Origin of the sequence: Flavobacterium sp. J27 (genome assembly GCF_004303025.1) — a bacterium.
GTDB lineage: Bacteria > Bacteroidota > Bacteroidia > Flavobacteriales > Flavobacteriaceae > Flavobacterium.
Genome location: NZ_PJQW01000001.1, coordinates 139,426 through 164,484 on the forward strand (window position 1 = coordinate 139,426; position 25,059 = coordinate 164,484).

20 protein-coding genes and 1 pseudogene are annotated in these 25,059 nt (G+C 31.2%); 14 read left to right on the plus strand and 7 right to left on the minus strand.

What is annotated here, in order from left to right; translation table 11 throughout:
* The first annotated feature begins 128 nt into the window (after positions 1–128).
* From CX675_RS00550 to mgtE, 4 genes are read left to right on the plus strand one after another with little or no spacing between them, the layout of a single operon-like run.
* Positions 129–1,907: a tetratricopeptide repeat protein gene (locus CX675_RS00550; protein WP_130733264.1), complete on the plus strand. Its 1,779-nt coding sequence runs from the start codon at positions 129–131 to the stop codon at positions 1,905–1,907.
* Between the two features lie 11 nt (positions 1,908–1,918).
* Positions 1,919–2,245: a DUF4286 family protein gene (locus tag CX675_RS00555; RefSeq protein WP_130733265.1), complete on the plus strand. Its 327-nt coding sequence runs from the start codon at positions 1,919–1,921 to the stop codon at positions 2,243–2,245.
* 56 nt (positions 2,246–2,301) lie between these two features.
* Complete coding sequence (gene rsmA, locus CX675_RS00560) at positions 2,302–3,078, plus strand: 16S rRNA (adenine(1518)-N(6)/adenine(1519)-N(6))-dimethyltransferase RsmA (RefSeq protein WP_130733266.1); 777 nt, start codon at positions 2,302–2,304, stop codon at positions 3,076–3,078.
* Positions 3,068–4,420, plus strand: coding sequence for a magnesium transporter (gene mgtE / locus CX675_RS00565; RefSeq protein ID WP_130733267.1), 1,353 nt, complete (start codon positions 3,068–3,070; stop codon positions 4,418–4,420). Before rsmA ends, mgtE begins: the two co-directional genes overlap by 11 nt.
* Positions 4,421–4,430: 10 nt before the next feature.
* Here the strand turns inward: mgtE and CX675_RS00570 are convergent, their stop codons facing one another.
* Positions 4,431–5,114, minus strand: coding sequence for a hypothetical protein (locus tag CX675_RS00570; protein ID WP_130733268.1), 684 nt, complete (start codon positions 5,112–5,114; stop codon positions 4,431–4,433).
* A gap of 35 nt (positions 5,115–5,149) precedes the next feature.
* Between CX675_RS00570 and CX675_RS00575 the strand changes: the two are divergent.
* From CX675_RS00575 to CX675_RS00585, 4 genes and pseudogenes are all read left to right on the plus strand, one after another.
* Positions 5,150–6,094 (plus strand): annotated as a pseudogene (locus tag CX675_RS00575) (2-hydroxyacid dehydrogenase); the annotation flags it as partial.
* Complete coding sequence (locus CX675_RS20305) at positions 6,083–6,502, plus strand: VOC family protein (protein ID WP_370277498.1); 420 nt, start codon at positions 6,083–6,085, stop codon at positions 6,500–6,502. The pseudogene CX675_RS00575 and the gene CX675_RS20305, both read left to right, overlap by 12 nt.
* Before the next feature lie 28 nt (positions 6,503–6,530).
* The gene (locus tag CX675_RS00580; protein WP_130733269.1) at positions 6,531–6,815 is read left to right on the plus strand and encodes a TM2 domain-containing protein; all 285 of its coding nucleotides are present in this window, start codon (positions 6,531–6,533) and stop codon (positions 6,813–6,815) included.
* A 66-nt stretch (positions 6,816–6,881) separates the two neighbouring features.
* Positions 6,882–7,292, plus strand: a complete 411-nt coding sequence (locus CX675_RS00585; RefSeq protein WP_130733270.1) for a DUF805 domain-containing protein — start codon at positions 6,882–6,884, stop codon at positions 7,290–7,292.
* A 46-nt stretch (positions 7,293–7,338) separates the two neighbouring features.
* Here the strand turns inward: CX675_RS00585 and CX675_RS00590 are convergent, their stop codons facing one another.
* Positions 7,339–9,141, minus strand: coding sequence for a lysophospholipid acyltransferase family protein (locus CX675_RS00590; protein ID WP_130733271.1), 1,803 nt, complete (start codon positions 9,139–9,141; stop codon positions 7,339–7,341).
* Between the two features lie 179 nt (positions 9,142–9,320).
* On the opposite strand from CX675_RS00590, the gene CX675_RS00595 reads away from it, so the two are divergent.
* The 4 genes from CX675_RS00595 to CX675_RS00610 all read left to right on the plus strand — a co-directional run bounded on the left by CX675_RS00595 (position 9,321) and on the right by CX675_RS00610 (position 15,811).
* Positions 9,321–10,082: an exodeoxyribonuclease III gene (locus CX675_RS00595; RefSeq protein WP_130733272.1), complete on the plus strand. Its 762-nt coding sequence runs from the start codon at positions 9,321–9,323 to the stop codon at positions 10,080–10,082.
* A gap of 66 nt (positions 10,083–10,148) precedes the next feature.
* A complete protein-coding gene (locus tag CX675_RS00600; RefSeq protein WP_130733273.1) occupies positions 10,149–11,114 on the plus strand; it encodes an OmpA family protein in 966 nt (321 codons plus the stop codon).
* A gap of 127 nt (positions 11,115–11,241) precedes the next feature.
* Entirely contained in the window at positions 11,242–12,282 is a 1,041-nt protein-coding gene (locus CX675_RS00605) for an aldo/keto reductase (RefSeq protein WP_130733274.1), read from the plus strand.
* A gap of 256 nt (positions 12,283–12,538) precedes the next feature.
* On the plus strand, positions 12,539–15,811 hold the full coding sequence (locus CX675_RS00610) for a GEVED domain-containing protein (RefSeq protein WP_130733275.1): 3,273 nt from the start codon (positions 12,539–12,541) through the stop codon (positions 15,809–15,811).
* A gap of 69 nt (positions 15,812–15,880) precedes the next feature.
* On the opposite strand, the gene CX675_RS00615 is transcribed toward CX675_RS00610, so the two are convergent.
* The 5 genes from CX675_RS00615 to CX675_RS00635 all read right to left on the minus strand — a co-directional run bounded on the left by CX675_RS00615 (position 15,881) and on the right by CX675_RS00635 (position 22,205).
* Positions 15,881–17,320 (minus strand): sorbosone dehydrogenase family protein, encoded by a 1,440-nt coding sequence (locus CX675_RS00615; protein ID WP_130733276.1) that lies wholly within the window; start codon positions 17,318–17,320, stop codon positions 15,881–15,883.
* Between the two features lie 111 nt (positions 17,321–17,431).
* Entirely contained in the window at positions 17,432–19,048 is a 1,617-nt protein-coding gene (locus CX675_RS00620) for a DUF4139 domain-containing protein (protein WP_130733277.1), read from the minus strand.
* Positions 19,049–19,114: 66 nt separating this feature from the next.
* Positions 19,115–20,293: a VWA domain-containing protein gene (locus CX675_RS00625; protein ID WP_130733278.1), complete on the minus strand. Its 1,179-nt coding sequence runs from the start codon at positions 20,291–20,293 to the stop codon at positions 19,115–19,117.
* Between the two features lie 18 nt (positions 20,294–20,311).
* Complete coding sequence (locus CX675_RS00630) at positions 20,312–21,631, minus strand: hypothetical protein (protein ID WP_130733279.1); 1,320 nt, start codon at positions 21,629–21,631, stop codon at positions 20,312–20,314.
* Between the two features lie 25 nt (positions 21,632–21,656).
* The gene (locus CX675_RS00635; protein WP_130733280.1) at positions 21,657–22,205 is read right to left on the minus strand and encodes a rhodanese-like domain-containing protein; all 549 of its coding nucleotides are present in this window, start codon (positions 22,203–22,205) and stop codon (positions 21,657–21,659) included.
* 187 nt (positions 22,206–22,392) lie between these two features.
* Between CX675_RS00635 and CX675_RS00640 the strand changes: the two genes are divergently transcribed.
* On the plus strand, positions 22,393–24,192 hold the full coding sequence (locus tag CX675_RS00640; protein ID WP_240723552.1) for a histidine kinase: 1,800 nt from the start codon (positions 22,393–22,395) through the stop codon (positions 24,190–24,192).
* The gene (locus CX675_RS00645; RefSeq protein WP_130733282.1) at positions 24,189–24,938 is read left to right on the plus strand and encodes a LytTR family DNA-binding domain-containing protein; all 750 of its coding nucleotides are present in this window, start codon (positions 24,189–24,191) and stop codon (positions 24,936–24,938) included. Before CX675_RS00640 ends, CX675_RS00645 begins: the two co-directional genes overlap by 4 nt.
* The last annotated feature ends 121 nt before the right edge of the window (positions 24,939–25,059 follow it).

Below are 25,059 nucleotides of genomic sequence, written 5' to 3' on the forward strand. Positions count from 1 at the left end.
GCAAAAGTGTTACTTTAGTACATTGTTTGTTTTTATGAGATTGCTTGAAATGTTGTGTTTCAAATTTTGTTAATTAAGTTATAGTAGTCAGCTATTTGAACAGATTGCTAAAAACAATAAAAAGATAAATGAAAAGAATTGCGTTATTTATTCTGTTTTTTTTCTCTCTGGTTGTTCCTTCTCAGAATGAACAGTTAGCACTTGATTATTATGAAAAAGGAGAATTTGAAAAAGCATTAAGTTTACTTGAACAAATAGCTGCAAAACAAACTTCAAATTATTATTTTTTCCAAAGAATTATAGATTGTTATCAGCAATTAGAGCAATTTGATAAGGCAGAAAAAGCAATTTTAGAAAGAAAAAAAAGATATGATCAACCTATTTTATACATCGATTTGGGATATAATTATCAATTGCAACATCAGGAAGATAAAGCAAAAAAGCAATATGAATTAGCTATAAAAGAAATAGAAAAACAACCTTCTTATGCTTATCAAATTGGAACAGGTTTTGAAAAGAAAGTACTACTTGATTGGTCTCTAAAGGCATATGAAAAAGGACAAGAAATTAATCCCGAATTAAATTTTGATTATCAAATAGCTTTATTACAAGGACAATTAGGGAATATTGAATTAATGGCAGACAAACTTTTGGATTTTGCGTATGAAAAACAAGAAAATACACCTGTAGTTCAAAACTATTTAACCCGTTTTATAGCCGATGAAGCACAAAGTAACTTTTTAAATTATTTAAAGAAAACATTACTATTAAGGACGCAAAAGAATCCTGATGTATATTGGAATCAATTCTTAAGTTGGTTATATGTACAACAAAAAGAATATGGAAAAGCCTTTATTCAACAAAAAGCAATTTACAAAAGAGATCAAGAGAATTTGTCAAACATTGTTTCTTTAGGTTATATGGCTGCTGAAGACAATCAAAATGAAGATGCGGTTACTATTATGGAATTTGTGTTAGAAAATGCTCAAGATATTCTGCTTCAAGTAGAAACACATGCTTTTTTAATGAAAATTAGAATAGAAGAAGCATCAGTTTCTGATTATGAAAAAATAAAAAATGATTTAAAAAGTTTATTAGAAAAATATGGCTTTACGGCCAATGCGATTGAGTTAATCCGATTGGATGCCCATTTTCAGGCCTTCAACTTAAACACTCCAAAAGAAGCTATTGCCATTTTAAATAAAGCACTAGATTTAAGGCTGAATAACAGGCAAATAGCAGAAATAAAAATGGAATTGGCAGATATCTTAATCTATGATGAGAAATTCAACCAAGCAATTTTATATTATGCGCAAGTAGAAGACAACATGAAAAACGATGTTATTGCGCATGAAGCTAGTATGAAAATGGCCAAAGCCAATTATTATAAGAATGATTTCGATTGGGCCTTACAACAAGTAAAAGTATTAAAACAATCCTCTAGTTTACTTATAGCAAATGATGCGGTAGAATTGTTTTTATTAATTAAAGATAATTCTTATGAAGATAGTACGAGAGTGGCTTTAACAGCTTTTGCGAAAGCTGATTTATTATTATACCAAAATAAGCAAGAACAAGCATTAAGCGGTTTTATAAGTATTTTAGAAAAGTATAAAGGAGATACCATTGAAGACGAAACACTGTATAAAATTGCAACCATTTATACTAGAAAAAAAGAATATGAAAAAGCGCTTTCTTATTACAAACAAATTCTTGATCATCATGCCGATGGAATTTTTGTTGATGAAGCTTTATTTTTTTCTGCCGAAATTTACCGCAAAGAATTACAAGAACCAGATAAAGCAAAACCGTTGTATGAAAAAATGATTTTTGAACATGCAGATAGTATTTATTTTACTGAAGCACGAAAACAATTTAGAATTTTACGAGGGGATGCTAATCTTTAAAAAAATAATAAATGATTATATATAACGTAACTGTAAATATAGATGAAAGCGTACACGACAAATGGCTACAATGGATGAAAAATAAACACATCGACGATGTGCTTTCAACAGGGTTGTTTATTAGTGCTAGAATGGTAAAAGTATTGGTGGAAGAAGAAATGGGAGGTACTACTTATTCGGTACAATACTTTACAGATTCTAGGGCAAAACTAGAAGAATATTATAAAAGTCATGCGCCAAGATTACGCCAAGAAGGTTATGCTCTTTTTGCAGACAAAATGCTTGCCTTTAGAACCGAACTTGAGGTAATGAGTGAACATTATGGGAAGGAGAACTAAAATAATGCATTTGAGTACTTTTAAATATTCTTATTTCTAATTTCTAAATTCAAAACATGTCAGTTAAAGCCAAAAAACATTTAGGACAGCATTTCTTAACCGATGAAAATGTGGCTAAAAATATAGCCGATACGTTATCTTTAAAAGGATATCATAAGGTGCTTGAAATAGGTCCAGGAATGGGTGTGTTAACCAAATATTTACTAGAAAAACCAATCGAAACTAATGTTATTGAAATTGACACCGAATCAGTAGCTTATTTAGAAGAAAACTATCCAAAATTACACGGTCATATTTTGTCAAAAGATTTCTTAAAATACGATTTGAACGAAGTTTTTAAAGGAGAGCCTTTTGCTATTATCGGTAACTTTCCTTATAATATTTCAAGTCAAATTGTATTTAAAACATTAGAAATGCGTCATCAAATACCAGAATTTTCAGGTATGTTCCAAAAAGAAGTTGCCGAACGCATTTGCGAGAAAAAAGGAAGTAAAGTATATGGTATTTTATCTGTACTCACACAGGCATTTTATGAAGCAGAATATCTTTTTACCGTTGATGAAACAGTCTTTAATCCACCTCCTAAAGTAAAATCTGGAGTGTTGCGATTAACCAGAAAAGAAAATTTTGAATTGCCTTGTGACGAAAAATTATTTTTTACTGTAGTAAAACAAGCGTTTAATCAAAGAAGAAAAACCATGCGAAACAGTCTTAAAAGCATGATAAATTCTGATAATTTAAAAGAAGATAGTATCTTTGACCTTCGTCCGGAACAACTTTCTTATGAACAATTTATAACATTAACTCAAAAAATAGCGGCCGATGGAGTTTAAAATCAGTAAAGACTTATTAAATGAATTAGAACTTCTTATTCAAGATAATAAGGAAAAAGAAGTATTAGATCTACTTCACGACATACACTTTGCTGATATTGCTGAAATCATGGGAGAAATGCAATCTCATGAAGCGATTTATATTTTTAATGCTCTAGATTCCGAAAAAACGGCCGAAATTCTATTAGAGTTAGATGAAGAAGTTCGGGAAAAAATCCTTAGAAGTTTATCTGCTAAAGAAATTGCAGAAGAAATAGACGAATTAAGTACAGATGACGCAGCTGATATTATTGCCGAACTTCCTCAATCGAGAAAAGAAGAAGTAATTTCAGAACTAGAAGATGTAGAACATGCTAAAGATATTGTTGATTTATTACGATATGATGAGGATTCTGCAGGAGGTTTAATGGCAAAAGAGCTTGTAAAAGTCAATGAAAATTGGAACGTTTTAACTTGTGTTAAAGAAATGCGTGCCCAAGCAGAAAATGTTTCAAGGGTACATTCTATTTATGTGGTTGACGATGAAAATCGATTAAAAGGAAGATTGTCATTAAAAGACCTTTTAACCACTTCTACCAAAACACCTATTAGTGAAGTATATATTCCCAAAGTAGATTATGTAAAAGTCAATACTGAAAATGTTGAGGTAGCTAGAATTATGCAAAAATACGACTTGGAAGCCATTCCAGTAGTGGATGAATTAGGAAGATTGGTGGGTAGAATTACCATTGATGATATTGTCGACGTAATTAAAGAAGAAGCCGATAAAGATTATCAGTTAGCAGCAGGTATTTCTCAAGATGTAGAAGCAGATGACAGTATTTTAGAATTAACTAAAGCGCGATTACCTTGGTTGGTTTTAGCTTTGTTTGGTGGTTTTGTATCGGTACGTGTTTTAGGGATTTATGAACCCGCGATGGAAGAACATCGCAATTTATTCTTTTTTACACCACTTATCGCTGCGATGGCTGGAAATGTAGGTGTGCAATCTTCAGCGATTATTGTACAAGGTTTAGCAAATAATGCTTTGTCTGGTTCGCTTTTAAATCGATTGTTAAAAGAACTTTCTTTAAGTTTATTAAATGGGTGTATTCTTTCATTCATATTAATGATAGGAAGTCATTTTTTATTAGGAATTGATTTTCAAACTGGAATGACCGTTTCTTTGGCCTTACTTTCTGTAATTATTATGGCTTCTCTAATAGGTACTTTTATTCCCATTATTTTAGATAAATACGGTATCGATCCTGCATTGGCTACCGGCCCATTTATTACTACCAGTAATGATATTATGGGAATTATTATCTTTTTTACTATTGCCAAAGCCATTTTAGGATTTTAACGGTAAAGCATTATTTGCATTCTGTAGAAATCACAATCGATTTGTCAATTTTTATACTATTTTTTAAAGTCATTTTGAATGTAATGTCACCATTAAAATTTTCGTAATAAATCATGTATGGAAATCCATTTGGTGTGTTTTTATCTTCTTTCCATTTTTGATATGCTAGTGAATGATATAAAAAAGGAATAAAATATAAAATGTCTTTTTTAACAATAAAATGACAGGTAATAATTTCTTTTCTTTTTTGAATTTGTTTTTGAATATTATTTTTTAATGCATAATGATAAAATACTTCATTATTTATTATCGTGTCATTAAAGTTTTTAAAGTAGTATTTTTTAGTATCATTTTCATTTATATCTTTTTTTTTTTTGGGTGTAAAATTCTGTTGGCAAATTCTAATAATTTTAGTGTTTGCAAAAGACTCTTTATTTATTTTAAAGCTGAGTTTCGTTTTTTCTCTATCGTTAAAAATTAAATGATGATTTAAACTGTCTTTGTCAGATACATAAAGAATGTAGCCGTTTTGATTTGAATTTACCAGATAAAAAGACGTAGAATCAGTATGAGTGCTATTTTTTAAAAGAGGTGTTTTATCGTCAAATTCTAACAAGTAATCAAAATCATATTTATTTTGGGCAGATAAATTAATTATTGAAAAGAGTAAAATTAACAGAACAAGATGTTTCATTTTTTTAATTAAATTTGGAAATAAAATTAATAAAATTGGAACCAAATAGCATTAAAATTTTACATATTGATTCTAATCACCCTTTACTTTGGAATCAATTAGAAGCAGCCGGATTTGTAAATGAAGCAGATTATATTTCAAATAAAGAAGAAATTGAAGCTAAAATAGAAGGCTATCACGGCATTGTTATTCGCAGTCGCTTTAAAATTGATAAAACTTTTTTAGATAAAGCAAAAAACTTGCAGTTCATTGCTAGAGTTGGTGCTGGTTTAGAAAGTATAGATTGTGATTATGCAAAAGAGAAAGGAATTCATTTAATTGCAGCGCCAGAAGGAAACAGAAATGCAGTAGGAGAGCATGCCTTAGGAATGATTCTGTCTTTGTTTAATAATCTAAATAAAGCAGATGCAGAGGTTAAGAATGGAAAATGGAATAGAGAATCCAATCGCGGACATGAATTAGATGGCAAAACGGTTGGTATTATTGGTTATGGAAATATGGGTAAAGCTTTTGCTAAAAAATTACGAGGTTTTGATGTAGAAGTCCTTTGTTATGATATTTTGCCTAACGTTGCCGATGCTAATGCGAAACAAGTTTCATTAGAAGAACTTCAAGAAAAAACTGATGTGTTGAGTTTGCACATTCCTTGGACACCAGAAACCGATAAAATGGTTACTACTACTTTTATTAATGCTTTTTCAAAACCCTTTTGGCTAATTAACACGGCTAGAGGCAAAAGTGTAGTTTCTTCAGATTTAGTTGAGGCATTGAAAAATAAAAAAATACTTGGAGCGGGCTTAGATGTACTTGAATACGAAAAATTATCTTTTGAAACTTTATTTTACGAAGAAAAACCAACTGCTTTTTCGTTCCTTTTACAAGCTGAAAATGTATTGTTGTCTCCACATATTGCTGGATGGACATTTGAAAGTCATGAAAAATTAGCACAAACAATTGTGAATAAAATTATGGGGCTTTATTTTGAAAAAAATGAGCAAGAAAAAGATATTCGTGTTACAGGTATTGGAGGGTTCTTTTTTAAAACCAAAAATCCAAATGCAGTAAAAGAATGGTATCGCAATCATTTAGGCTTTAATACAGACGATTATGGAACTACATTTTGGTGGAAAGATATAAAGGGAAATGACTGTAGCACCCAGTGGAGCCCATTTTCAGCGGAAACAACCTATTTTGAACCTTCTCAAAAAGAGTTCATGCAAAATTTTAGAGTACAAGATTTAGAATCACTTTTAAAAAAAATATCACAAGAAGGTGTAACAATTGTGGGAGATATGCAGACATATGAATATGGGAAGTTTGCTTGGATATTAGATTTAGAAGGAAATAAAATTGAACTTTGGGAACCTATAGACAGCGCTTTTAAATAAATCTTTAACAACAAATAAATAAATAAAAATGGAAACAACAAGACCGACAGAAGAATGGAATCAACCAGCACCACAATATCAAGATAACAAGAAAGTTGCTTGTGGTATTTTAGCTATTTTATTAGGTAGTTTTGGAATTCATAAGTTTCTTTTAGGATATACTAATGAAGGAATTATTACATTAGTTATAACTGTTTTTACATGCGGCACAGTTTCGAGTATTATAGGTTTAATTGAAGGGATTATTTATCTTACTAAATCTGACGAAGAATTTTTTCAAACGTATCAAGTGAATAAAAAAGGGTGGTTTTAAAAATTTTACCTTGTTAATTCAAGAATATTTTTTATTATTGTTTTTAAATAACTAATTAAAAATTTTATGATTGAATTTTACAAAAAAGTAGTTTTTGAAAACTATGCAAATTTTAGCGGTAGAGCAAGAAGATCAGAATATTGGTATTTTGTATTAACCAATATATTAATTTATTTTTCTATTGCATTTGTTTCTGGATTATTCGCTGCAATGAATTTGCCAGAAATCGGAAGTATATTTATGATTTTATTTTTAATCTATGCTTTAGGGATTTTTATTCCTTCTTTAGCAGTCGTAGTAAGAAGATTACATGATACAGGTAAAAGTGGGTGGTTTTATTTTATTTCTTTAATACCAATTGCAGGTCCAATTTGGTTGTTAATTGTTATGTGTACTGAAGGCGATAGAGGAAACAATGAATATGGAGCAGATCCAAAAAGTAATGCGGCTGAGATTAATGAAATTGGTTTAGAATAATTATAAAAAAAAACACATAAAAAAGGGTTCCATTTTGGAACCCTTTTTATTTCTTCTTTTCTTCTTTTCGCTCCAGTTCTGCTTGAAATTCTTCCATAACTGGTTTTACAGTGCTTTCAGGTAAATCGGCAATCTTAATATACATTAATCCATCTACTGCGTTATTAAACAATGGATCCACATTAAAAGCAACTACTCTAGCGTTTTGTTTGATATATTTTTTAATTAAAACTGGTAAACGTAAGTTTCCTGGTTCTACTTCATCTATAATTTTGTCAAATTTATTTAAATCCGCTTCTGTTTCATTAAATACAAAATCTTTGTCTGCATCTTTTAATTTGACTTTATAATCTTTTTTAGGATGAATATATTGTGCAATATAAGGATCGTAATAATGCGATTTCATAAATTCAATCATCAACGATTTTGAAAATTCCGAAAATTGATTGCTAATACTTACACCGCCTATTAGAAATTTATGTTCCGGATGACGTAAAGTAGTGTGTACTATTCCCTTCCATAATAAAAATAAAGGCATTGGTTTTTGCTGGTATTCACTAATGATAAAGGCACGTCCCATTTCGATAGACTTGCTCATCATGTCGTACAATTCTGGTTCAAAACGGAATAAGTCATGTAAATAGAAACCATCAATACCATATTTAGTATAAATTTGTGAACCTAATCCCATTCGATATGCTCCAGCTATTACTTGCGCTTCATCGTCCCACAAAAACATGTGATGATAATATTGATCGTATGTATCTAAATCGATAGATTCGTTTGTTCCTTCACCAACTTCTCTAAAAGTAATTTCTCGTAACCTTCCAATTTCATGTAAAATATTAGGAATTTTATCAGCAGTAATTAGAAAAACTTCATAATTTTTACTTTGTAACAAACGACAATCTTGTTCTCTTAAAGCAACAATCTCCTCTAAAATTTGCTCATGATTAGCAGGTTTAACAATTTGTTTCGGACTGCTTTTAGGAAGTTTAAGTAAATCGGTACTAATTAGTTTGCTTTCTTTTTCAAAAGCATTAGAAAGCATGTACGTTTTTTTACGTAAAAACTCGCCATATTCTTCAATAGATGTAAACTCATTTTGCTCAGCTACTGATATAGGTTTTCCTATACGAACTTTAATAACTCTTTTCTTTTGAGTCAATAATTCGCTTGGTAATTTAGCCGTTCTTAAAGTGTCATTAAGTTTCGAAAGAAAATAAAAAAGAGTGCTGTTCTTTGCATGAAAATAAATAGGAACAACAGGTACTCCAGCTTTTTTAATAATTTTAATTGCACCTTCTTCCCAAGGTTTATCCACCACAATTTTACCATCTCTATAGGTCGAAACTTCACCAGCAGGGAACATTCCTAAAGGTTTTCCATCTGATAAATGGCGTAATGTTTCTTTTATTCCAATGACACTAGATTTTGCATCCTTATGGTTTTCAAAAGGATTGACAGGCATAATATAAGGCTTCATTGGTTCAATTCGATGCAATAAAAAATTGGCAATTATTTTAAAATTAGGTTCTTTTTCAAGCATTAATTTTAAAAGTAATATTCCATCAATTCCACCTAAAGGATGATTTGAGATAGTGATATATGCACCCTCTTTTGGAAGACGCTTAAAGTCTTCTTCTGGTATTTCAAATTTAATCTGGAATTCGTCTAATATCGCATTTAAGAACTCTACTTCGCTTAAATGCTTGTTTCTATCATACACTTTATTGAGAGTAGATATTTTAAGAATTTTCATCAGTAACCATCCTGAAAAAGTTCCTAAAAAACCATATTTATCAGTATGTATAGCTTTGGCTACTTCTTTGGCAGTGACTAATCCCATTTATTTTTTTTTTGAGCGAAAAACAAAGATAACAATTCTACTTAATATCAGGAGCAAATATAATAGCATTCCTGCAAACTATTTGCAAAAAAAAATTTTTAATTCAACGTAATGTATACTAATTTTTTTTTAATATGAATCCTCTTTTTAGTACTTTTGAACCTTATCAAAACAAAAACATGAAGATAATTTCATATAACGTAAACGGAATCAGAGCAGCTATAACTAAAGGTTTTTTAGAGTGGTTACAACAAGCAAATCCAGATGTAATTTGTCTGCAAGAAATTAAAGCAACTGAAGATCAAATTCCAAGGCTAGAAATAGAAGCAGCGGGTTATCCATATCAATATTATTTTTCAGCTCAAAAGAAAGGATATAGTGGTGTGGCTATTTTGTCAAAAATGGAACCTAAAAACATAGTTTTTGGCACAGGAATTGAGAATATGGATTATGAAGGTAGAAATTTAAGAGTTGATTTTGATGATTTATCTGTAATGAGTTTGTATTTGCCTTCGGGGACTAATATAGACCGTTTGGATCACAAGTTTAAATATATGGACGATTTTCAAAACTATGTAACCGAATTAAGAAAAGAGATTCCGAATTTAGTAATTTGTGGTGATTACAATATTTGTCATGAGGCTATCGATATTCATGACCCGATTCGAAATGCAAAAGTATCTGGATTTTTACCAGAAGAAAGAGCTTGGATTGATGCTTTTATGAAGAACGGTTTTATTGACACCTTTAGGCATTTAAATAAAGAGCCACACCATTACAGCTGGTGGAGTTATAGAGCAAATGCTAGAAACAATAATAAAGGATGGAGAATTGATTATTGTTTGGCAGCAGCTCCTTTAGAAAAGAGAATACAAAGAGCATTAATTTTACCAGAAGCAAAGCATTCAGACCATTGTCCTATATTAGTTGAAATCAAATAAAATGATGTTGTTTTCGTTTGAATTAAAAGAACCTATTAAAAAACAGATATTAATTAAAAAGTCATTATGATTAAAAAAATTGCCCTTGCACTAGTTGTTGTTTCCTTAACAACATCTTGTGTGTCTAAAAAAATCTATCAAGATTTAGAAAGTAAATATGCCGATCTTAAGAAAGAAAGAAATGCATTAGCAGATGAAAAAGAAACGCTTTCTGCAGCGAAAAATAAATTAGAACTAGACAAAAATGCCTTACAATCTGAGTTAGATAAAATAAAAACAGAGAGAGATAAATTAGCTACAGATTATGCAGCAACAAAGAAAAATTTAGACAATTTAAAAGCGTCATATGATGCTTTAGAGAAAAACAGTAGTGACGCGTTGGAGAACAATATGAAGAAAAATCGCGAACTATTAGCCGAATTAGAAGCAAAACAAAAAACATTAAACGCAGAACAAGACCGTTTAAATAAATTAAAAACAGATTTAGAGGCTTCTTCCAATCGTTTAGCTGAATTAGAAAAAATGATGGCAGATAAAGATGCTGCGATGAAAAAATTAAAAGAAACATTATCAAAAGCATTAAATGCTTTTGAAGGAAAAGGCTTAACAGTAGAGCATAGAAATGGTAAAGTATATGTTTCTATGGAAAATAAATTATTATTTGAATCAGGTAGTTGGACAGTAGGAACAGAAGGTAAAAAAGCGGTTAAAGCATTAGGAGAAGTATTAGGTCAAAATCCAGAAATTTCTGTTTTAATTGAAGGACATACCGATAACGATAAAATTACGGGAAGCATTGGTGGAGGAATTGATAGTAACTGGGATTTATCAACAAAAAGAGCAACAGCTATTGTCAATATTTTAGCTGAAAATAAAGCAATAGACAAAAAGAATTTAACGGCTGCTGGTCGTGGAGAATATGCTCCTTTAGCAAGTAATGAAACGACAGAAGGAAAAGCAAAAAACAGAAGAATAGAGATTATTTTAACCCCTAAATTAGATGAAATCTCAAAACTAATGAACGAATTATAAAATAGTATTTTAATTATACTTTCACAAAACCTGCTGTGTAGTTTTACGAGCAGGTTTTTTCTTTACTAGAATCTCCGTAACTTTACAACTCATAAAAATGGGCAAATCTAATCTATTAAACTTAGAAATGAAATACACAACTTTACCTAGAACCAATGTTAAAATTAGTACTATTTGCTTAGGTACTATGACATTTGGAAATCAAAATACAGAGCAAGAAGCGCACGCTCAATTAGATTATGCAGTAGCCAGAGGGATTAATTTTATTGATACCGCTGAAATGTATCCTATAGGTGGCAATAAACATATTTTTGGAAGTACTGAAAGACACATTGGCTCTTGGTTGCATAAAATTGGAAAGACAGAAAGAGAGAAATTGGTAATTGCTACTAAAATAGCTGGACCAAATAGAGGTATGGAATACATTAGAAACCCCCTCAATTTTTCAAAGAAAAGTATTACTGATGCTGTTGAATTAAGTTTGAAAAATTTGCAAACAGATTATATCGATTTATATCAAATGCATTGGCCAGAAAGGATTATGAATATGTTTCAAAAGAGAGGTCTTCAAGAGATAGATGCATCTTGGCAATATTCTTTTTTAGAAATCCTACATATATTTGATGGATTAATTAAAGAAGGTAAAATAAAACATATCGGTGTTTCAAATGAAAATCCTTATGGTGTAATGCGTTATTTAATAGAGAGCGAAAAACATAATTTGCCTAGAATTGTTAGCATTCAAAACCCTTACTCGCTACTAAATAGACTATATGAAGTAGGTTTGAGTGAAATTACGATGCGAGAAGAAGTTGGATTATTAGCTTATTCTCCTTTAGGTTTTGGTTTTTTAACTGGAAAATATTTATCAGGGATGAAACCAGAGTACCGTATGGCAATGTTCCCTAATTTTAAAAGGTATACCAATGAAAACTGTTATAAAGCAACACAATTGTATAAAGAATTAGCCGAGGCGAATGATTTAACGGTAACACAAATGGCTCTTGCTTTTGTAAATCAACAAGACTTTGTAACTTCTACCATAATTGGGGCAACTACTTTGGAACAATTAGAAGAGAATATAAACGCTTTTACAACTTCATTATCGAGAGAAGTATGTTTAGAAATTGAAAAAATTCAAGAATTAATTCCTAATCCAGCACCTTAATAATAAAATACAATATTTTAATTCTAAAAAGGTTGTGCCTTTCATTGTACACCCTTTTTTGTTTGTAAGTGATTGTTATGTCGTTTTTACAGAAAAACTATGCTTATAGTTAAAAGTGGATTTCGTATCTAAAAAAGAGCCATAAAATTATTTTTTTTATGCTTTTTTAAACTATCTTAGAATTATAAATCACTAGGTAATTCTTTTATTATTAGTGTTTTATAAAATACAAACTAACAAACAAACAAAAACAATTATGAAAAAAAGTAATACACTGCTGAGGCTTTTTTTAGTGCTAGGAATTCTGCTTTCCTGTAATCTCAAAGTAGTAGCACAATTTAATGAAGATGCTCCTTGGATGCAAACTTTGCAACCAATATCTAAAAAAGAAAAAGTAACCATCGATGAAATGGTTGCTTCTTTTAATCAATATTGGTTAACGCATGATAAAGATAAAAAAGGATCTGGATATAAACCATTTATGAGATGGGAATACCATTGGAGAAATAATGAACACCCAGATGGAACTGTAATTACTCCTCAAGAAATTAACATGGCTTGGCAAATGAAGCAAGGTCAAATAGATAAAAATAAAAATATTTTAACTCAAAAATCGAGTAATTGGCAACCAGTAGGACCTTTTAATCATACCATAAATGGTTCTTGGTCTGCTGGGCAAGGAAGGGTTAATGTGGTGTATGTTGATCCTAATAATAGTAGTGTTATTTATGTAGGAACTCCAGCTGGTGGAATATGGAAAACAACCAATGCAGGTACTACATGGTCTCCATTATCTGACGAATTACCACAAATAGGTGTTTCGGGAATTGTAACAGATTATTCAAATTCGAATATTATTTATATTGCTACAGGAGACAAAGATGCTGGTGATACCTACTCTATAGGTGTCTTAAAATCTACTAATGGTGGTTTAACATGGAATACAACAGGATTGTCTTTTAGCAATACTTCTACTAGAGCGGGCGATATTTATATGCATCCAACCAATTCCAATATTCTATGGGTTGCTACTAGTGTAGGAGTTTATAAAACTACTAATGCAGGGGTAAGTTGGACTAATGTCCTTTCGGGAAATATTAAAGATATAAAATTGAAGCCAGGAGACCCAACAACTATTTATGCAGTAACTACATCTGCTTTTTATAAATCTACTGACGGAGGAAATTCATTTGCCCAAATTACTTCTGGGTTGCCTACTACTTCTGGAAGATTAGCAATAGGTGTTACTCCTGCTAATGGGAATTATGTGTATCTTTTAAGTGCTAACACTTCTTCAAATTCATATAGTTTTCAAGGAGTCTATCGCTCTACAAATAGTGGTGTTTCTTTTACTAAGATGGCTTCTACAACAGATGTTTTTGAAAGTTCACAAGCTTGGTATGATTTTGCTTTTGAAGTGTCACCAAATAACGAAAATTTAATTTTTACTGGTGTTTTAAATATATGGAAAAGTACTAATGGTGGAGCTTCATTCTCAAAAGTGAATAATTGGAGTAGTCCCACAGCAGCAACGTATACACACGCTGATATTCATTTTTTAAGATATTATGGTAATAAATTATATTGTGGAAGTGATGGTGGAATTTATGAATCTTCTGATAATGCAGCATCATTTACCAGTAAAACAACAGGATTACAAATCAGTCAATTTTATAAAATAGCGGTTTCTAAACAAACTTCGGCCAATATGGTCGGGGGTTTACAAGATAATGGTGGCTATGGTTACAGTGGCAACCAATGGAAAAATTATTATGGAGCTGATGGCATGGACACTGGAGTAGATCCTAATAATAGCAATAAATATTATGGTTTTATTCAAAGTGGTGGTGGTTTATATATTTCGACAAATGGTGGTAATAGTTTAAGCACTACAGTAAATAAACCTAGTGGCGAAACTGGAAATTGGGTAACACCTTTAGCAATTAATGGAACGGGAGAGGTTTTTGCTGGCTATAAGAAAGTATATCGTTTAAATGGAAGTTCGTGGGTGGCAGGAACAACTGCCTTTTCAACCGCAATTGAAAATGTAATTGTAGATCCGTCAAACGACAATATAATGTATGTTTCTGATGCAAGTAAATTATATAAAAGTACTGATAAGGGAATTAATTTTTCTTTGGTATATACTTTTCCCACTACAGTAAAAAATATTTGTGTTCACACCACGAATAGTGCTATTGTATATGCCATCACACAAGGGACGTCTGGTTTAGTATATCAATCTACTAATGGAGGTACTTCTTTTAGTAGTATTTCAACAGGATTACCTTCGATTGGTAAAAATGTCATTGTACATCAAGGGCAAGATCCAAATAATACGTTATATGTAGGAACTACTCTAGGAGTCTATCATAAAGATGATACCATGTCGTCTTGGTTGCCTTTCGATACAAATCTTCCAAATGTTTCAGTAACCGATTTAGAAATTAACTATGTAGATAACAACCTTACTGCGGCTACTTATGGTAGAGGAATCTGGAGAACAGCTTTAAGTACATCATCAGATGCAACACCTCCTACAACTCCCACTAACCTTACGGCTTCGGGAACAACGCAAAGTAGTACCAATTTATCTTGGACTGCTTCATCTGATAATATAGGTGTTACTGGATATGATATTTACAGAGGTAGTAATCTTATGGGTTCTACAACTTCAACCTCTTATTCAGTAACAGGTTTATCAGCCGCTACTACATATTCGTTTTCGGTTAAGGCAAAAGATGCCGCTGGAAATGTTTCTAGTTCGAGTAATATAGTAACTATTACAACATTAAATAATACGGTAACCTATTGTAGTTCTGCTAGTCAAAATGCTACTGAAGAATATATTGGAAGAGTGGTTATTGGTTCTATTAATAATGCTTCTTCTGGTACTTCAGGGTATGAAAATTTTACAGCCATAAGTACTAACTTGGGAAGAGGAACAGTATATACCATTACAATAACACCTGTTTGGCCAGGACCTACTTATTCTGAAGGATATGCTGTTTGGATTGATTATAATAATGATGGTGATTTTGTAGATTCAGGAGAACTGGTTTGGTCGAAAACAGCTTCAACAACGACACCAGTTTCTGGAAGTTTTACGGTACCAACCTCTGCTACTTTAGGAAATACAAGAATGAGAATTACATTAAAATATAACGGAATTCCTACTTCTTGTGAAACCTATTCTTATGGTCAAACAGAAGATTATACTGTAAACATTACAGGAAGTTCTCCTGAAATAGCAACCACAATTGTTCTTACTAATGATGCAGAATCTAATGGAAATGCGATTCTTTTAAAAATATATCCAAATCCTGTGGAAGATTATCTATATCTAGATATAAAAGATTTTAAAGCAAACGATTATTCTTATGAAATTATAGATTATCACGGAAAAGTGGTAAAGCGAGATAAATTAAATGCAACAGGAATCGATGTTAGCGCATTAACTAATGGTGTGTTTTTCTTAAAGTTAATCAAAGAAGATGTTATTATTTTCGAAGAATTTATTAAGAAATAAAATATAAATGGCGTAAAAAGGAAAGGCAATTAGTTATTATTAATTGTCCTTCCTTTTTTATATTACATCTTATTGAACGATTAATTTAGTGGTATAATTTTCGTCATTGTTATCTGTTACGGTAAGTAAATATACACCAGTAACTAAATTAGGAATAATTACTGTAACTGTTCCGTTAACAGCTTTAGAGAGTATTTTTTTTCCAGAAAGGTCATGTATGGTAATACTTTTGGAAACCAATGCATTTGTGTTTTCAATAGTGAAACTTTCTTTGGTAGGGTTTGGATAAATTACAAATCCTTTTTTTGTAAAATCTTCTGTAGCAAGTGATGTATCGGTAATTTTGTAAATAGTACCATTGTTAATAGCAGCAATGTATAATTCTTTATTATTATCTTCTCCAAAAGTCACAAAATTGTTGCCTGAAAAACTAGGAGTATAACTTAAAGCTCCAGTTGAGGTTACTATTCCTATTCTCGAATCACAATAATCGGTAAATAAATATTTTCCTTGTAAGTTTGGATAAGCAGTACCATTGTAAACATAACCACCCGTAATAGAACAAGCACCAGTAGAATGATTAACATCGATAAGCGGGAAGGTTAAAGCTGATGAAACCGGACAGCCTGAAGAATTATAAGAAGTGTTTCCTTCATAACATCTCCAACCATAATTTAAATCATTAGGAAGAGGCATAGTTGTTTTATTTACTTCTTCATGTGCTCCCTGACCTACATCGGCAATCCATAAATCGCCAGTAACACTATCAAAAGAAAATTTCCAAGGATTTCTTAATCCGAGAGCCCAAATTTCTTCTTTTCCCGCTTGACCAACATATGGATTTGTTGCTGGAATGGTATAAAATGGAGGACTGGTAACATTATCAACATCAATACGCAACATTTTTCCTAGAAACACACGTGAAGGGTTAGCAACATCTATCGTTGTGTTTTGAGCATATCCATCTGGATCGCCACCACTACCACCATCTCCCATTCCTATATACAAATAGCCATCGGGACCAAATTTTATAGAACCGCCATTATGATTACTATACGGTTGGTTAATGGTCATTAAAATGGTGCCACTAGGATTAGCTGCATTAGGATTAGCCGCATAGACACTGTACCTTGCAATTACGGTATTACCTGAAGTATTGGTATAATTTACAAAAAAGTAACCGTTCGAACTGTAATCTGGATGGAAAGCGAGTCCTAATAATCCTCTTTCTCCACCTGAACCTATTAGTGAAGATAAATTTAGAAAAGGAGTTGTGTTTACCGTTCCATTTGCATTTAAAATTTTGATAAGGCCGCCTTGTTCCACTACAAATAATCGATCATCACCAGCGTGAGTAATTTCTACAGGACTTGAGAACCCAGTTGCAAGTATTTGTAAATCAATATCTTGTGAAATTGAAGGTGTGCTAGATACAAGAAAAGTAAGAAGAGTAATTGCATACCAAAGGGTTACATGTCGCCTTTTAGACGTGTTTTTGTTCGTTTTCATAGTTTGTTTGTTTTTTATAGTTGCTATGTAAAAATAACGAAAATATTTTTTAAAATACTAATTATCAGTATATAAAAAAAACCTATCTGTTTTTTAGATAGGCTTTTTAAATTACAGATTGTCTATGACTTTGTCTTTTGGATACTTCACTTTATAGCTAATCCTGAATTTTTTTGTTTCATTAGGTTTGAGATCTATTTTCCAAGTTAATACGCCTGTTTCTTCATTTGCCGAAGCTTTATCTTTTTCTAAAAGTTCAATGATAATTTCTTTATCGGTACTAATTGGATATTGATCTTTTAAAATCATATTTATAGTTTCTTTTTTATTGTTTCTCACAATAAGATCGTAGGTGAATATTTGTTCTTTATAAGAAGATAAAAATTTGGTTCCCGATTTATCAACCACTTTTTCTCGTTTTATCGAAATCTTTTTATCCCTTCCCATACTTAAATTTAATGTGTCTGAAGTAGCATTGGCATTAATAAAGGTTTTACCTACATAAGTACCTTCAAAAATAATATTGGCTTCTCCTGGTAGCAAATTAAACTTTGAATAATCACTTATTTCTGCTAATAAAAAAGCTTCTTTCTCTACTTTTGGTACCGCATAATATTTATAAGAAGCGGGTAATTGAATCTCTTTTAACGCCACGCTATGCGCTTTCCCATTGGATAGAATATCATACGGAATATCGATATCAAAGCTTACATTCAATTGATTTTCAGAAATAGTAGTGTAATCTGAAACGGTTGAAGTGCTTAATGCTTTATTTTCTAATTCTATAGCAACTCCTGAAGTATATCCTTGAATAGAATTTAATGCGGAATTTTCTCTTTTATAATTGCCATAATTTGGATAACCAAAACGTAAAAACCAAGCACTTAAAATAGGGGCTTCATTACTTTGATTTGGATTGCCACTAGACAAGGTTAATTTTACTTTTTTCCAGTCGATTCCTGTGTTTTGAGTAACTTGTCCTTTGTATAGCATGTCGATTGGACTACTAATGCTTTCTGCTCTTAAATCATAAAATGGTTGCCAAGAAGCACCTTGTGTTAAATAATTTATGTCTAAATCAACAGTTCCTGCCAAATCATTCATTACTTGAAGAATTAATTTTCCTTTAGAGGTTTTTTCTTCTTTTTGGGTATTAATTTCCAATTTCGAATTGAGTGTAGCCAATTGTTCTCTTAACTTATTCTCTTTTTCAGTATATGTATTGACTAAATTGCTAAGTTCTGTGCGTTTGCTAGTATAATAATCGGCTAATTTCATCAATTCGGTAACACTTAAAGTAGCATTTGCCCCAGCTATTAGTTGGTTTTTGTCGAGTAATTCAATGGTTTTGGAATACGACGTTTTTTGGTTCACAACTTTAGCCATTTCTTTGGTCACCCAATGAATACTATCTCGTACTTTTTTAATAATAGGATTGCTTTCATCAATTTCATATTCTGAAATATAATTTTTGGTAAACTGAACCGATAAAACGGTAATGTTTTTAGGTGCATTAATTTGCACAGTGCTTTCATTTACATAATCGGCTACATTTTTAATCACAATTTCACTGTTTCCTTTAGGTAAAGTTACTGTGGTAGATTGCGATAATTCGGCACTGTTTACATAAACGGTTGCGGCATTTACTTTTGCAGTGGTAAAAATGGGTTTTTGGGCCCAAATGGAAACACTAACTAAGAGAAGTAATCCTACTATTATTTTTTTCATTAGTATCAAGGTATTTTAATTAAGATGTTTTTAGTTACCAAAGGTTGGAATTATAATTTAAAAATATCAATTATTTTCAACTTTATAACCTTTCTTTTGACCCAATTCGATGATAGAATTTGTAATCGCATTACCTAAATCGTCTTGTTTTTTGTCTTTCTTCATTTCATTATCAATATATGCCTGACGTTTTTTCGCTAATGTGCTAATTTCTTTTTGAATTTTTTCTCTTTCAGCCGATTTTTGAGCTACATAGGTTTTAATTTCAGCTTTGCTTTTTCCTTTTAATTCTGCAGGTAATTCTTCTGATTTGATTTCATCTAAAGCTTTATCATCTTCACTTACTTTATCGACTAAATCCCAACTTTCATTTTTATAAACTGCTTTTGATTTACTTACCGAACGTTCTACATAATTGGCTTTGGAAACACTTTCTGCATTGGCATCTTGAGCCATTTGGTTTCTTTTCTTTTCAACACCTTTTTGTCCGTAGCTTATGTAAGTCTCATTAATTTTTTGATTGTATACCGTTATTTCGTCATCATAAGGTGTATTAATATATTGCACCCTTTGATTAGAATCGATATTAAAGTACTTTCCGTTTCCACTTATGGCACCATCTTGCCAAAATGTACGAATACCTTCTTCGTGATTACCACAAAATATCGTATTAATGTAAATGTCTTGTTTTAAAGCATTCTTAACGGCTTCTTTATAATTAACATTTCCTTGGTTGAAAGGTTCGTTTCCAGCAATATAAACTAATTTCATGTTTTTATTGCCGTCTTTCCAGCTTAATTTAGTTGTTGCATCTTGTATAACGGCTCCACAATATTCGTTACCACCATTAGTGCGTAAAGCAAATAATTTTTCGGAAATTAAATCCAAATCAGTAGTTAAGGGAGCTACTTGTCTGATATAGTTGGAAGCAGATGACAATCCATCATTACCATATTCATATAATCCAATTTCTATTTCTGGGGTTTTTCCTTCATATTTTAAGGTAGTTAAGGTATTTACAATGTTCCATAAACGCGATTTAGCCTGTTCAATTAACCCGTCCATACTATTCGAAGTGTCTAATAAAATAGCTACTTGAATTTTGTTGTCAGAAAGTGGTTTTTCGATTGTTTTTTCAACGGCAACTTCATGGTTTGCCAATGTTTCTGCTTTACTATTGTTGCAACTTCCAAAAGTTAAAGTGGATGCTAATAAAGTGCTGATGTAGATTATTTTAGTATTCATAGTTTCTATTTTTTAAGGTTATTTTTGAAGTTTTTTAATGTCATTTTCTATACTTAGGATTAATAAACTAGTTGCAGTACAAAAAACAGGACTAGTAATGCAATGATGACCGTTCCAACTACCATCTTGATTTTGAATTTTAATTAATTTTCCAGCAACATTGTCATACCAGTTTTTCCAGTCGTTGTCTTTTTTTACAATCATAGACTCTCCTGTTTGTAAAAAGCTTAAGAACTCTTCACCGCCATTATTTCCAAAACCACTCATTACATCTTCTCTCATGGCTTTTACTTTTGCAGATTGATACACTTTGTCTGCCACATCATAAGAAGCTGCTTTTTCTTTGCTCACACCTAATTTTTCTAAATTTTCTTTAGTTAATTGTGCATTTTGAGGTATTCTTCCCGCCTTTTTTCCTTTTTCTAATAATTCTTCTGCTTCTTGAGCTTCAGCGGCACTGCCTCTTACCGAACTACTTACTGCATACAAAACCACTCCAGCTCCATCATCTGATTTTACAGCTTCCGTTTCTGCATTGTAATTGCTTTTTTGGTAATTTCTCGAATTCTCTAATTTGTCTTTATCTACTTTAATATTTTTATTCTTTGCAGCTTGTTCTAAGCCAGAACTAGCAAATGAGGATTGTAACACTCCAGCCCAACCAGCACCTTTTACTTTACCTTCCGCATCTGAGGAATGTTCTATTTTATCAACACAATTTTGAATGGCTTTTTCTACTCTTTTTGTTAATTCTTTATCTTTTAAAGTGTCTACCACCTGATTTAAAAATTGAAGGGCTAAAACAGCATCTATATTTTCTCCTAATTTTCTCTGTATTTGCGTGCCTCTTATTTGAGTTATGAAAGGTTGATTTGCATTGGTTTCAATTTCTTTTAAAATAAAATACAAGGCTTTTTGTAGTTCCTCACCATGTTTTTTACTGTGAATAGAATAGCCGCATCTGTATAATGACATAGCAGCCATTGCTGTCGTTGCTGGATCAGAACTTACTGCATGAGGATTCATTTCTTGTTGATTAAAATGAGAACCTGCGCCCCAGCCACCATCTTGATTTTGCGCTTTAATAAGCCAGTTTTCACCAGCTGTAATTTTTTCACCAAATGAATTTTCTATTTTGTAAGAAGCATATCCTACAACAGACTGTTCGCCCATAACCGACATAAAAACGCAAGGTTTCTCAATTGTGTTTTTCATGGCAAAGTCTGGTAAATTTGAGTTATCTAACGATTTTACAATAGCAGTGTTTGTATACCAAGCCATAGAAGTTAATACTGTAATTAAACCAGTAATAAGAATTGTTTTTTTTGTAGTTTTCATAATTTCTATTTTTTTGTTAATACTTTTATAGCGTGCTACTTTCAAAAGAAACCTTAGGATTTGTAGCTGAAATTAATTCTGATAATTCGTAAATATTTTGATAGCCATATCCATAAAGGGTAATGAATGTAGGAATGTTTAAAGCTAGCGAAATTGATTTTGTTTGGTTATTTTCTTTTGGTAATACTATTTTTGAAGCAAAATAAACAGGGTCGTTCTCTATATTATTATTACAATAGATTAAGATTCTAGTTGTATATGAAGGAATAATAGCGGCTAAATTATCTTGAGTGAAATCTGAAAAATTCATATGGATAGCGCCTTTAAGATGTTTCTTGTTATACATTGCTTTAGAGCGTGTATCTAAAATAATGGTATTGGTTTCGGTCGCATATTCTGTAAAAGTTGCCCAATTAATTAATCTTTGTTTCCTGTATTCTCTTACTTCTTTTGTAAGATTTTCAAAAGCATCAAAATCTACTAATGCTGGTGTAAATGATGGAACGGTTTGGGGCTCTATTGAAGAAGTTAAAAAAGAAGAAATCATAAATAATAAGATTAAATTAGCTTTCATTTTTTTGTTATTTGATTCAAATTTAGGAGGATAACAAAAGCTAATTTTGGAGACTTGGTGAAAACGGCTTTTCACTTGGTAAACTGATAAAATAATGAATAGTAAAAAAAGTATCTTTACATTGTATAATTAAAACTATAAAATGCAAGTTAAAAGAGCAATATATTTCTTTCTCATATTATTTATAATGTCTTTGCAAACACAGGCTCAGGACACTATTAAAGAAAAGAAAGCAAAAGTATCTTTGTCAAATTCTGTAAAGAAATTAGAACGTTCAATAGACACTAACGATGATTTTAAGACCGCAAAGAATTATGAAGAATTGGCTTTGGTTTACCAAAAAAAAGGAGATTTAGCCAAAGCAGAAGAATTTTATAAGAAGGCGGAAGCTCTTTATACCAAATTAAAAAAGGCGGAAGATAAAACCAGGGTGACACGTTCTATTGCTCAAGTGCAGGAGAGACAAAACAAAATGGTTCCAGCCATTCAAAGTTATGAAAGTGCAGGGCGTATTGCTGATGATGAAATGTCCCAACAGTTGAATTATAACGATGCCAACCGTTTACGTAACCAAAGCAATCCAAAAGCACAATCGGATTATATTAATTCGAATATACAATTACTAGAAGAAAAATCGAAAGATAAATTTGTAAAAGAATCCAAAAAAGTGGCTCTTAAAGAAGAGGTTGCCAATGCTTATGTACAAAAAGCAGAAGCCGATTTGTCTGTAGCTGAAACAGAGGAAGCCATTGAAAGTTATAAAAGCGCGTTAGATTATGTGAATGAGGATACAGAAGAAGCCATAAAAATAAAAAATAAAATAGCGGAAGTATATAAAGAAGAGAATGAGTATGAAAAAGCATTAACCATTCAATTGAACTTATTAGATGAAGCGAGAAAAAATAAAGATTACGATATAGAAATAAAACAATTACAAGAAGTAGCCGAAATTTATTTTCAATTCAATCAACCCGAAAAAGGCATTCAGTCTTTAAAAGAATCGTATACTTTAGCTAGCGAAAAAGGGAATACTAAAGAAGTTAAGAATAGTTTAAATCAACTAGTAGCGTATTACAAATCAAAAGGAAATGATAAAGAAAGTGTGTTATTATATGATGATTTTTTGACTCATTTTGATGAAATTGTGGCTGCAGATAGTTCTTTAATTGATGATAAAGTATTTCAAATTTCCGAAAAGAAAATTTTACAATTAGAAAAAGAAAAGGCCTTAAAAGACGAATTAATTACCAAAAAGAATCGATTTAATTATTTTTTGATTGGCTCTTTAGTGTTACTTTTTATCTTTTTTGCACTGATTGTAAAAGCCCTTTATGCTATTAAAACTAAGAACAAAAAAATTGCATTGCAGTCTTTACGAAGAGAAATGAATCCGCATTTTATTTTCAATAGTTTGAATAGCGTGAACCAATTTATTTCTGAAAATAAAGAATTAGAAGCCAATAAATATTTGAGTTCGTATTCTCATTTAATGCGAAACATGATGGAAAATTCTAATAAAGACTTTATTAGTATTAGCAATGAACTGGAACAATTAAAAAAATATCTCGCGTTAGAACATTTGCGTTTTCAAGATCAATTTGAGTACGAAATTAGCATAGACGAACACATTGATACTGAAGTTACATTTATTCCTAACATGATTTTGCAACCGCATTTGGAAAATGCCATTTGGCACGGATTGCGTTATAAAGAAGGCAAAGGCAACTTACTTTTACAATTTCAATTGTTTCCTAAGAAAGTACAAATAACGATTGATGATGATGGCATTGGGTTAACCCAAAGTCAGGCTTTAAAAACCGTTAATCAAAAAGTGCATCAATCCAGAGGAACGACCAATACTTTGGAACGTATTAAATTATTAAATGAGTTGTATAAAATGCATATTAGTTTTTCTATTACAGAAAAAGAGGCTCCAGAAACGGGAACCATAGTCGTTATTACAGTACCTTTATTAGATAAAATATGACAGGATTGCAAAAGATAAGAAGTGTTATTGTTGAAGATGAAACAGCAGCGAGAGAAGTATTAAAAAACTATCTCAATAAGTATTGTCCGCAAGTCGAAATTATTGGTGAAGCGGCTAATATCAAAGAAGCAGTACCTTTGCTACACGATTTGGAACCGCAATTGGTTTTTTTGGATGTGGAAATGCCTTTTGGAAATGCCTTTGATGTGTTAGAAGCTTGTAAAGACTTGCAATTTGAAACCATTTTTGTCACTGCCTTTTCCGAATATTCTTTAAAAGCCTTAAATCAAAGTGCAGCTTATTATTTACTCAAACCCATTAGTATAGAAGAATTAATTGTAGCCGTTAACAAAGTGCAACAACAATTAGCGACCCATGATTTGATCAATCGGAATAAAATTATTGTAGAAAATTTCAGAGAACCTAAGCCTGAGAAACAACAAGTCATTTTGCCTACTTTGGAAGGTTTTGAAGTGGTTCAAATGAAAGATATTGTGCGCTTAAAAGGCAATGGTAATTTTACCGATTTGCATTTAGTCGATGGTTCTAAAAAAATGGTGTGTCGGTTTTTAAAACATTTTTCTGAAATTTTACCGTTTCCATTTTTACGTGTACATAAATCCCATATTATCAATGTGAACTTTGTAAAAGCCTATAATAAAGGAGGTTTTATTACGCTGCAAGATGAATCGGAAATTGAAATTTCCAGTACCTATAAAGATGATTTTTTGAGTAAGTTTAAGTGATATTTAATTGTAATAAGTTTTATACTATTAAAAATTAATTTTATTTATCATTTTATACATTTTTTATGTAATTATAGTTAAATATTTTTTATATAAAATTTTTAATTTTTTTCTAATTATT